Source organism: uncultured Friedmanniella sp. (assembly GCF_964244285.1).
Classification (GTDB): domain Bacteria; phylum Actinomycetota; class Actinomycetes; order Propionibacteriales; family Propionibacteriaceae; genus Microlunatus.
The window spans coordinates 415484-428636 of the sequence record NZ_CAXTHT010000004.1 but is presented as its reverse complement, the minus strand read 5'-3'; the positions used below and the strand labels follow the sequence as shown (position 1 = coordinate 428636).

Sequence of the window (13153 nt, the reverse complement as noted above, 5' to 3'; positions counted from 1 at the left end):
CACCCAGGCCGACCTCGACGCCGGCGCGGTGAGCAACACCGCCCACGCGACCGGGGCCGACCCGGCCGGCGCGACCGTCACCTCCCCGGACGCGAGCACCACGACGACGACCGCGGGTAGCTCCTCGCTGTCGCTGCGCAAGACCGCCGGGACACCGGTCGACGTGGACGGCGACGGCCGGGTCGACGCCGGGGACCGGATCACGTACCGCTTCGCGGCCAGCAACGCCGGCACGACGACGCTGACCGGGCTGGCCGTCACCGACGCGAGGCTCACGGCCGCCGGGGTCACCGTCGGCTGCCCGACCACCACGCTGTCCCCGGCGGCCGCGACGAGCTGCACGGCCAGCTACACCATCACCCAGGCCGACGTGGACGCCGGCTCGGTCGAGAACATCGCCACCGTCGCCGGCCGCGACCCGCAGGGGGCGCAGGTCACCTCGCTGGCCTCGAGCGCGTCCGTCGCGACCAGCAGCGCGACCAGCCTGACCCTCACCAAGACCGCCGGCACCCCGGTCGACACCAACGCCGACGGCCGGGTCACCGCGGGCGACGTCGTGCCGTACACCTTCGTGGTCACCAACACCGGCGCGCTCACGGTGAGCACCGTGCGGGTGGTAGACGCGAAGCTCGCGAGCGGCGGCGGCGCGGCCAGCTGCCCCGCGACCGTGCTGGCGCCGGGGGACTCGACCAGCTGCACCGGCAGCTACCCGATCAGCCAGGCCGACGTGGACGCCGGCTCGGTCGCCAACACCGCCACGGCCAGCGGCCGCACCCCGGCCGGCGCCACCGTCACCTCACCGGCCGCCAGCACCAGCACCCCGACCAGCGGCACCGCCCGGGTGGTCCTGGACAAGCAGGCCGGCACCCCGACCGACAGCAACGCCGACGGACGGATCGACGCCGGCGATGCCCTGCCGTACTCCTTCGTCCTCACCAACACCGGTGACGTCACCCTGACCGCGGTCGCCGTCGCGGACAGCCTGGTCGGCGCCACCTGCCCGGCGACCGTGCTCGCGCCGGGGGCGACGACCACCTGCACCGCCACCTACGCGATCACCCAGGCCGACGTGGACGCCGGCTCGGTCGCCAACACCGCCACGGTGAGCGGCCGCACCCCGGCCGGCGTCCGGGTGGTCTCGGCCGCCGACACGACCGCGACCCCGACCAGCAGCCTGGTCGCGCTGACCCTGACCAAGAGCGCGCAGACGCCGGTCGACGTCAACGGCAACGGCCGGGTCGACGCCGGCGACGCCGTGCCCTACTCCTTCGCGGTCACCAACGCCGGTGCCCAGACGGTGAGCGGCCTGACCGTGGTCGACGCCCTGGTCCCGGGCGGGCCGAGCTGCCCGGCCACCATCCTGGCGCCGGGGGTGGGCACCACCTGCACGGCGAGCTACACCCTCACCCAGGCCGACGTCGACGCGGGCAGCGTGCGCAACACCGCCTCCGCGCGCGGCACCGACCCCCGGGGCGGCGCCGTCGTCTCGGCCAGCTCCAGCACCACCACCCTGACCTCGACGCTGACCAGCGTGACCTTCGACAAGCGGGCGGCGACCCCGGTGGACGCCAACGCCGACGGCCGCGTGGACGCCGGCGACAGCCTGCTGTACTCCTTCCAGGTCACCAACACCGGCGTCCAGACCCTGACCGGGCTGACGGTCACTGACCTGCTGGTGACGCCGGCGTGCCCGAGCAGCACCCTCGCCCCGCGGGCCAGCACCACCTGCACCGCGACCTACGTGATCACCCAGGACGACGTGGACGCGGGTGCGGTGTCCAACACCGCCAGCGCCGCGCTGCGCCGACCGGACGGCTCGACGCTCACCTCGGCGGCCGACTCGACCACCACCGCGGTCACCGCCGCCGGGGCGCTGAGCCTGACCAAGACCGCCGGCACCCCGGCCGACGTCAACGCCGACTCCCGCGTCGACGCGGGCGACACCATCCTCTACAGCTTCCGCGTGACCAACACCGGCAGTGTCACGCTGCGCTCGGTGGCGGTGGTCGACCCGCGGCTGGTCACGCCGGCCGCCTGCCCGGTCACCACCCTGACCCCGGGCAGCTCGACGACCTGCACCGCGACGTACACGCTCAGCCAGGCCGACGTGGACGCAGGCCGGGTGGACAACACCGCCCGGGCGACCGGCACCGACCCGGCCGGCACGGTGCGCACCTCGACCCCCTCGAGCACCAGCACGGCCACCTCGTCGGTCGCGACGCTCTCCCTGGTCAAGTCCGTCGGAGCCCCGGTCGACGTCAACGGCAACGGCCGCACCGACGCCGGCGACCTCCTGCCCTACTCGTTTGCCGCCACCAACACCGGTGCGGTCACCCTCACCGGCCTGAGCATCGCCGACGCACGGCTCGGGACGCCGGCCTCCTGCTCCGTCACCACGTTGGCCCCCGCCGCCGGCACGACCTGCACCGGCTCGTACACGATCGCCCAGGCCGACGTCGACAGCGGCGCGGTGGCCAACACCGCGACCGCGTCGGCCAGCACCCCGTCCGGCCAGGGCGTCGACTCGAACGCCTCGAGCACGACCACGCCGACCTCCACCGCCGCCGCGCTGGTGGTGGACAAGCAGGCCGGGGACCCGGTCGACGTCAACCGCAACGGCCGGACCGACGCCGGCGACACGATCGCCTTCACCTTCACGGCGACCAACACCGGCGCCCAGAGCCTGACCGTGCTCGCCGTCGTCGACAGCCTGGTCACCGCGCCGTGTGCCACCACTACGCTGCGGCCCGGCCAGACGATCGGCTGCGCCGCGACCTACACCATCACCCAGGCCGACGTGGACGCCGGCGTGGTCGCCAACACCGCCACCGTCACCGCCCGCCGGCCGGGCGGCGGCCTGGTCCGCTCGCTGCCGGACTCGACGACCACCCCGGTCCTGGGCCAGCAGGGCCTGACCCTGGACAAGACGGCCGGGACCCCCACCGATGTGGACGCCGACGGCCGGCTGGACGCCGGCGACACCGTGCCGTACTCCTTCGCCGTCACCAACGTCGGCTCGGTCACCGTCACCGGGCTGGGCATCCTCGACGGCCGGTTGGCCGCGCCGGCCTCCTGCGTGCGGACCACCCTGGCCGGCGGGGCCAGCACGACCTGCACCGGCAGCCACACCGTCACCCAGGCCGAGGTGGACGCCGGCACGGTCCGCAACACCGCCACGGCCCGGGCCACCGACCCGACCAACGCACCCGTCACCTCGGCGCCGGACAGCACCAACACCCCGACCACGACAGTGGCCACGAGCACCATCGACAAGACCGCCGGCACGCCGACCGACGTCGACGCGGATGGCCGGCTGGACGCCGGCGATACCGTGCCCTATTCCTTCGTGGTGGCCAACACCGGGACGGTCACCCTGTCCGACGTCGCCGTCCGGGACAGCCTGCTGACCGCCGGCGTCAGCTGCCCGTCCGGCACCCTGCTCCCCGGCCGCTCGACCACCTGCACGGCGACCTACACCCTGACCCAGGCCGACGTGGACGCCGGCACGGTCGACAACTCGGCCCTCGCGGCGGCGAGCGACCCGCAGGGCCGGCCCGTGACCTCGGCGGCCGACACCACCTCGACCCCGACCGACCGGAGCGCCGCCCTCACCCTCGCCCTCACCGCCGGCACGCCGGCCGACCTGGACGGCAACGGGACGGTCGACGCCGGCGACACCATCACCTACCGCTACCTGGTCACCAACACCGGCAGCAAGTCCCTCAGCGCGCTGCGGCTGAGCGAGGACCCGGGCGTCCCCGGCCTGACCTGCCCGGCCACGAGCCTGGCGCCGGGGGCGAGCACGACCTGCCTGGCCACGTACACGATCACCCAGGCCGACGTCGACGCCGGCCGCGTGGTCGAGGCCGCCGTCGCGCGGGCCGTCGACCCGACGACCGCCGCCGTCACCTCCAACCGGGCGACGGTGACCACGCCGACCGACACCGGCGCCCGACTCGACCTCGACAAGCGCGCCGGCACCCCCGCGGACGTGAACGGCAACGGCCGCGTCGACGCCGGCGACCGTCTGCAGTACACCTTCGTGCTCACCGACCCGGGGGTGCAGACCGTCGCCGGAGTGACCCTGACCGACTCCCGGCTCGGCGGCCGAGTCCCGTGCCCGGCCACCTCGCTGGCGCCGGGGGACACCCTCACCTGCACCGCCGGCTACACCGTCACCCAGGCCGACGTCGACGCCGGTGCGGTGACCAACACCGCCACGGCCACCGGCGTGGACCCGCGGGGGACCGCCGTGCCGACGGCGACCGACAGCACCACGACCGGGACCTCGGGCCTGGCGGCGCTGAGCCTGGACAAGCGGGCCGGCACCCCGACCGACACGAACGGGGACGGCCGGGTCGACGCGGGCGACCGGGTCCCCTACACCTTCGTGGTCACCAACTCGGGCAGCCGGACCGTCGCGGCCATCGCGGTCACCGACGCCAAGATCACCGGCGCCGTCCGCTGTGACGCGACCACGCTGGCCCCGGGAGCGGTGGCCACCTGCACCGCGACGTACCGGATCACCCAGACCGACGTGGACGCCGGCGCCGTCACCAACACCGCCTCCGCGGCCGGCACCGGTCCCGACGGCGCCCGCGTCACCTCCGGCTCGGACTCCACCACCACGGCGACCTCCGGCGTGACCACGGTGGTCCTCGACAAGACGGCGGGCCTCCCGGTCGACGTCAACGGCAACTCCCGCGTCGACGCGGGCGACCGCATCCCGTACTCGTTCGCGGTCACCAACACCGGCGCCACGACCGAGACCGCCCTGAGCGTGTCCGACCCGAAGGCCGGGACCGTCGCCTGCCCCTCGACCACCCTGGCGCCGGCAGCCACCCTCACCTGCACGGCGGGCTACACCATCACCCAGGCCGACGTGGACCGCGGCACGGTGGCCAACACCGCCACCGCCTCGGTGCGCACCGTCGACGGCCGACTGCTCACCTCCGCCCCGGACAGCACCTCGACGGCCACCTCGACGGCCTCCTCCCTGCTGCTGGCGATGACCGCGGGGACGCCGACCGACGTCAACGGCAACGCCCGGGTGGACGCCGGCGACACCATCACCTACTCCTACGTGGTCACCAACACCGGCGTCCTGAGCCTGGCCACGCTGGCCGTCGGCGACGACCTGCCCGGTACGCCGACCTGCAGCCGGACCACGCTGGCCCCGGGCGAGGCGACCAGCTGCCTGCTGACCCACACGGTCACCCAGGCCGACGTCGACGCGGGTGCGGTGGCCAACGCGGCCACCGCCACCGCGCTCACCCCGGCGGGGACGACGACGACCTCCAACCCAGGGGCCACGAGCACCCCGACGACCACGGTCGGCTCGCTCACCCTGGACAAGACGGCCGGGACCCCGGTCGACGCCAACCGCGACCGCCGCGTCGACGCCGGTGACACCGTCCGCTTCTCGTTCGCCGTCATGAACACCGGCTCGGTCACCCTGAGCTCGCTGGCCATCACCGACACGCTGATCGCCGCCGCGGCGGTCTGTGACACCGTGACGGTGGCCCCGGGCGCCACCGCGACCTGCGCCGCCACCTACACCATCACCCAGGCCGACGCCGACGCCGGCAGCGTCGACAACCGGGCCACGGCGGCCGCCACCACGCCGGGCGGCGTGCGCATCGTCTCAGCGGCCGACACCACCACCACCCCGACCTCCGCCGCCGCCTCGCTGGGCCTGGTCAAGACCGCCGGCGCCCCCGTGGACGCCAACGCAGACGGCCGGGTCGACGCCGGCGACCGGATCGCCTACACCTTCGCCGTCACCAACACCGGGACGGTGACGCTCACCAACCCGGGCGTCCGCGACGCCAAGATCGGCTCCGTGACCTGCCCGACCGCGGCGCTGGCCCCGGGCGCCTCGACCGGCTGCACCGCGACGTACGCGATCACCCAGGCCGACGTGGACGCCGGGGCGGTGCTGAACAGCGCGACCGCGACAGGTACCGACCCGGCCGGGGCGGCGGTCGTCTCCGCGGCCTCGTCCACCCGGACGCCGACCGACGGCACGGCCACGCTCAGCCTGCTGAAGACCGCCGGCACCCCGACCGACGTCGACGGCGACGGCCGGGCCGACGCCGGGGACACCATCGGCTACACCTTCGTCGCCACCAACACCGGGGCGGTGACGCTCTCCCTGCTGGAGATCCGCGACGCCCGGGTGGGGGCCGTGGACTGCGACACCACGACGTTGGCCCCGGGGCTGCGCGCCGCCTGCACGGCCGTGCACACGATCACGCAGGACGAGGTGGACGCGGGTGGGGTGACCAACACCGCCACCGCGGCGGCCACTGCGCCGAACGGGTCGACAGCCACCTCGCCGGCCGCCACCGTGACCACCCGGACCAGCAGCGCCGCCTCGGTCGGCCTCGCCGTCCGGGCCGGCACGCCGGTCGACGCCAACGGCAACGGGCTGGTCGACGCCGGTGACCGGATCGACTACTCCTACCTCGTCACCAACACCGGGGTGCAGACCCTGACTGGCCTGACCGTCGACGACTCGGTGACCGGGACGCCCCTCTGCCCGGCCGCAGCGCTCGCCCCCGGCGCCGCCACCACCTGCACCGTCGCGTACACCATCACCCAGGCCGACGTCGACGCCGGAGCCGTGGTCGACACGGCGACCGCGAGCGGCACTAGGCCGGACGGCGTCCGGGTCACCTCGGCGCCTGACTCCGCCACCACCCCGACCGCGCGTCGGTCCAGCCTGCGGCTGGACCTCACCGCGGGCACGCCGGTGGACGCGAACGGCAACGGCCGGACCGACGTCGGGGACACCCTGGGCTACACGGTGGTGGTGACCAACACCGGGACGACGACCGTGACCGACCTGGCGACCCGCGACGCGCTGGTCGGCGCAGGGCTCAGCTGCGACGCCACCAGCCTGGCTCCGGGTCGGCAGGCCACCTGCACCTCGACGTACACCCTGACCCAGGCCGACCTCGACCTCGGCCGGGTCGACGACAGCGCCACCGCGCGCGGCAGCTCGCCCGCCGGCGACCCGGTGACCTCCAACACCGACCGCACCAGCACCCCCCTCACGCCGACCTCGGCGCTCGCCTTCGACAAGTCCGCGGCCGCCCCGGTCGACGCGAACGGCGACGGCCGCACCTCGGCCGGCGACACCATCCGCTACACGTTCGTGGTCACCAACACCGGGTCGCTGAGCCTGCGTGCGGTGGTCGTGGCCGACAGCCGGGTCACCGCGACCTGCCCGACCACGACCCTGGCGCCCGGGATCGCGACGACGTGCAGCGGCAGCTACACGGTGACCCAGGCCGACGTCGACGCCGGGTCGGTGACCAACACTGCCACGGCCCAGGGCACCCGCCCGGACGGCGCCGTCCAGCGCTCGGCGCCCGACAGCACCGCGACCGCGCTCAGCACCCTCAGCGGTCTCACCCTGGACAAGCGGGCCGGCGCGCCCGCCGACACCAGCGGTGACGGCCGGGCCGACGCCGGGGACGTGATCGGCTACACCTTCGTGGTCACCAACGTCGGCACGGTGAGCGTCACCGGCCTCGTCGTGGACGACCCGACCGCCGGCACCGTCGGCTGCCCGGCCACCGCGCTGGCGCCGGGGGCGAGCACCACCTGCACCGGCGCGTACGTGGTCACCCAGGCCGACGTCGACGCGGGCTCGGTCGTCAACACCGCCACCGCCACCGCGCGCACCACCACCGGGGACCCGGTCGGGGCGCCCGCGGACTCGACCAGCACACCGCTCACCTCCGACGCCGCGCTCGGCCTGGACCTGCTCGCCGCGGCGCCGACGGACACCAACGGCAACGGTGCGGTGGACGCCGGTGACACCATCGCCTACACCTACCGGGTGACCAACCCCGGCACGGTGACCCTCAGCGTGCTCCGGGTGGCCGACACCCTGGGCGTGCCGGGCCTGCGCTGCGAGGCGACCACGGTGGCCCCGGGCGGCACCATCACCTGCACCTCGCTCTACGCCATCACCCAGGCCGACGTGGACCGCGGCTCGGTGGTCGACACGGCCACCGCCGTCGCCACCGACCCGGGCGGCCGGACCGTCACCTCGCCGGCCGACACCGTCACCACGACGACGAGCGGGACCGCCGCCCTGGCCCTCGACGTGGCCGCTGGCCCCTACACCGACACCAACGGCAACGGGGTCCTCGACGCCGGCGACGTGCTGCCGTACCGGTTCACCCTCACCAACGCCGGGACGCTCACCCTGAGCGGTCTGGGCGTCGTCGACCCGCGGCTCACGGGTCCGGCCGGCTGCGCCCGCACCACGCTGGCCGCGGGTGCCTCCACCGTCTGCACCGGCTCGACGGTGGTGACCCAGGCTGACGTCGACGCCGGTGCCGTGGTCACCACCGCCACCGCCACGGGCACCCGTCCGGGCGGGGGCGCGGTGACCTCGCCGCCGGTGACCGCCAGCACGCCGACGGCAACCACGGCCTCGCTGCAGGTCGACCTGCGCGCTGGCACCCCCACCGATGTCGACGGGGACGGCCGGATCGGGGCCGGGGACACCATCGCCTACACCTACGTCGTCCGCAACGACGGCGTGGTCACCGTGGCGGGCGTCGCGGTCAGCGACACCGCGCTCGGCCCGGTCAGCTGCCCGACCGCCACGCTCGCCCCGGGCGCGTCCCTGACCTGCACCTCCACCTACACGATCACCCAGGCCGACGTCGACGCCGCAGCGGTGACCGACCGGGCCGAGGCGGCCGGGACCGCACCGGACGGGTCCGCCGTCGCCGCGCTGCCGGACGACGCCACCACCCTGCTCACCCCGGCCAGCTCGTTGAGCCTCGACCTGCGGGCCGGGGCGCCGGCCGACAGCAACGGCGACGGCCGGCTGGACGCGGGCGACACGGTCACCTACACCTCCACCGTGCGCAACACCGGGCTGGTCACGCTGACCGGCCTGGTGCTCACCGACCAGCGGCTGGGGGCGCAGGCCTGCGCCACCACGACGCTGGCCCCGGGCCAGGCCACCACGTGTACCGGCACCTACACCCTCACCCAGGCCGACCTCGACGCGGGCACGGTGACCGATACCGCCACGGCCGCCGCGACCACGCCGACCGGGGCCGGCACCGCCTCCGACCCCGACGACACCACGACGCCGCTGGCCGGCACCGCCCGGCTCGCCCTCGACAAGGCGGCAGCGGCGCCGACCGACACCGACGGCAACGGCCGGGTGGAGGCCGGCGACCGGATCGACTACACGTTCACCGTGACCAACCCGGGCACCCTCACCCTGACCCGGGTGGCCATCGCCGACCCGTCGGTGGGCACCATCACCTGCGGTGCCACCATCGCGGCCCCGGGCGCGACGGTGGTCTGCACCGCCTCGCACGTCATCACCCAGGCCGACCTCGACACCGGCACCGTGGACAACACCGCGAGCGCGACCGCGACCGGTCCGGCCGGTGCGTCCGTGCGCTCGGCCCCGGACAGCACCAGCACCCGGGTCGCCGTCGTCGCCACCCTGCAGCTCGACCTGTCCGCGGCCGCCCCGGCCGACGCCAACCGCGACGGCAGGCTCGACGCTGGCGACACCATCACCTACACCACCACCCTGGTGAACACCGGTGGGGCGACCCTGACCGGGGTCTCCGTCACCGACACGCTGCCGGGCACCGTCCGCTGCGCGGCCACCACGCTGGCCCCGGGCGCCCGGACGACCTGCACCGTCACCTACACCCTGACCCAGACCGACCTGGACGCCGGCGCGGTGAGCAACAGCGCCACGGCGACCGGCACCGGTCAGGGCGGGACGACGGTGACCTCCAACGGCGACCGCGCGACCAGCCCGCTGGCCGAGCAGGGCGCTATCAGCCTCGACAAGCGGGCCGGCACGCCGGTCGACGTCAACGGCAACGGCCGGGTGGACGCCCAGGACACCATCGCCTACACGTTCGCGGTCACCAACGTCGGCACGGTCAGCCTCACCGGCGTCACCGTCGCCGACCTCAAGGTGGGCACCGTCAGCTGCCCGAGCACCGCGCTCGCCCCGGGCGCGGGCACCACGTGCACCGCCAGCTACCGGATCACCCAGGCCGACGTGGACGCCGGCGCGGTCGACAACACCGCGAACGCGTCCGGCACCACCCCGCGCGGCGCCCTGGTGACCTCGGTGAGCGATCTCACCCACACCCCGACCAGCTCGAGCGCCGCGCTGGCCCTGGACCTGCGGGCCGGGGTCCCGGTGGACGCCAACGGCAACGGCGTCACCGACGCGGGCGACACCGTCAGCTACACCGTCCTGCTGACCAACACCGGCGCCGTGACCCTGACCGGGGTGAGCGTCGACGCCACCCTCACCGACCCGACGTGCCGGGCCACCACGCTGGCTCCCCAGGCCAGCACCACCTGCACCTCGACCTACGTGCTGACCCAGGCCGACGTCGACGCCGGCACCGTGCGCAACTCCGCCGTGGCCACCGGCACCGGCCCCGCAGGCCCGACGACCTCCAACCGGGACACGACCGACACCGCCATCAGCAGCGCGTCCGGCCTGGCCCTGGACAAGACGGTCGGCGCGCCGGTCGACGTGAACGGCAACGGGCGGGCCGACGCCGGGGACCTCCTCCGGTACTCCTTCGCCGTCACCAACACCGGGACCTCCTCGGTCACCGGCCTCACCGTGACCGACGCGCGGATCGCGGGCGTCACCTGCCCGGCCACCGACGTCGCACCGGGCGCCACCGTCGTCTGCACCGCCGCGTACGTCCTCACCCAGGCCGACGTGGACGCGGGCTCGGTCCTCAACACCGCGAACGCCAGCGGCACCGACGCGGCCGGCCACCCGGTGGGGGCGCCCGGCGACAGCACCGAGACCACGCTCGACCGCACCGCCACGCTCGGCCTGGAGCTGTCCGCGTCGGGTCCAGACGACAGCAACGGTGACGGGGTCACCGACGTCGGCGACACGATCACCTACACCGTCGTGGTCACGAACTCCGGCGCGGTGACCGTGGACCGGCTGGACACCCGCTCCGCGAGGCTCCCCTCCGGCTTCAGCTGCGACGCCACCTCGCTGGCCCCCGGCGCCTCGGCCACCTGCACCGCCACCTACGCCGTGACCCAGGCCGACGTGGACGCCGGCCGGGTGGTGACCACGGTGGTCACCGACGGCACCGACCCCACCGGCGCGCCGGTCCGCTCCAACCCGGGCACGGTGGCCACGCCGCTCACCTCGACCGCGTCGCTGACCCTCGACAAGTCCGCGGGCGCCCCGGTGGACGCGAACCGCGACGGCGTGACCGATCCGGGGGACACCATCGGGTACCGGTTCGTCGTCACCAACACGGGCCCGGTGACCGTGACCGGCCTGGGCATCTCCGACGCGTTGCTGACCACCCCGGCCGGCTGCCCGCAGACCACGCTGGCCCCGGGCGCCTCGACCACCTGCACCGCGACCTACGTCCTCACGCCCGCCGACGTCGACGCCGGCGCGGTGACCAACACCGCCACCGCCGAGGCCAGCGGGCCCGCGGGCGCCGCCGTCAGCTCGCCGTCGGACAGCACGACCAGCGAGGTGCCCCGGACCGGCGGGATCGCGCTGGCCGCGCGGGTCGGTACGCCGGTCGACCTCGACGGCAACGGCGTGGACGCCGGTGACACCGTCGTCTTCACCTTCACCGTGACCAACACCGGCACCTCGACCCTCACCGGGGTCGCGGTCACCGACGCGCTGCCCGGGACGGCGACCTGCCCGGCCACCACCCTCGCACCGGGGGCGAGCCTCGACTGCACCGTGACCTACACCCTCACCCAGACCGACATCGACGCCGGTGCGGTGAGCGACCCGGGCACGGCTTCGGCCACCGACGGCAACGGGGCGCAGCAGTCCGCGAGCGACACGGCGACGCGGACCCTGTCCCCGCGGGCGGCCCTGGGCCTGCTCAAGCAGGCGACGCCGGCCGACACCAACGGCGACGGCTCGATCGGGGCGGGCGACACCGTCGGCTACACCTTCACGCTGAGCAACACCGGCGTGACCACCCTGACCGACCTGCAGGTCCAGGACGCCCGGCTCGACGGTCCGGCCAGCTGCGCGGTGACCGCCCTCGCGCCCGGGGCGAGCACCACCTGCAGCGCGGACTACACGATCACCGTCGACGACGAGCGGGCCGGCACGGTCGACAACACGGCCACGGCCACGGCGGCCACCGGCTCGGAGGCCAGCCCGGTGACCTCCCCGGCGTCCTCGGTCAGCGTGCCCGTCGGGACCGAGGTCAGCCTGACCCTGGTCAAGCGGGCCGGCCAGCCGGTCGATGAGAACCACGACGGCGTGGTCGGCGTGGGCGACACGATCGCCTACACCTTCACCGTCACGAACTCCGGGGCGAGCCTGGTCACCACCGTCGGCGTGTCCGACGCCAAGGCCGGCCCGGTCAGCTGTGACTCCACCACGCTGAGGGCCGGCACCTCGACCGAGTGCGCCGCCGACGCCGAGTACGTGATCACCCAGGCCGACGTGGACGCCGGCGCCGTCGCCAACGTGGCCACGGCGACCGGCACCGGACCGGGAGGCCGGAACGTGGTCTCCTCGCCGGCCCGGACCAGTACCGCCACTCAAGGGTCCGCCGCGGCGACGCTCGAGAAGGACGCGCTGCCCGTCCAGGACCACAACGGCGACGGTCGGGTCGACGCCGGGGACCGGGTCCGGTTCCGGTTCACGGTCACCAACACCGGCACCCTCACCCTGACCGGGGTCCGGATCGACGACGCGATGCTGCGCGGCGCCGGAGTGGGTACCAGCTGCCCGACGACCGTGCTGGCACCGGGCCAGCAGCTGGTGTGCCTGTCGAAGCCGTACACGATCACCGACGACGACGAAGCGGCCGGCCAGATCCGCAACTCGGCCGCGGTCCGGGCCGCCGGGCTGCCCGGCTCCGGCGTGCTCAGCAGCTCGGCGTTCACCCTGCTGCTGCGCGGGGGAGATGGCGGGGGTGGCGGCAACGGTAACGGTGGGGGCGGGAACGGCGATGTAGGGAACGGGTCCGGTGCCGGGCCAGGGACCACCCTGCCCAACACCGGGTCGCCGTTCGGCCCTGGACTTCCGGTGCTGGGGCTGCTCCTGGTGCTGGCAGGCGGCCTGGTTCTCGGGCTGCGGACAAGACTCGGGAAGAAGAAGAAGGAGTAG

1 protein-coding gene (only partly in view) is annotated in these 13153 nt (G+C 74.9%); it reads left to right on the top strand.

What is annotated here, in order from left to right:
* Positions 1-13153: the end of a hypothetical protein gene (locus ACFE7W_RS13135; protein ID WP_375425245.1), read on the top strand. 13991 nt of this gene lie to the left of the window's left edge; 13153 of the gene's 27144 nt are visible here — the last part of the coding sequence; its start codon lies beyond the left edge, outside the window; the stop codon is at positions 13151-13153.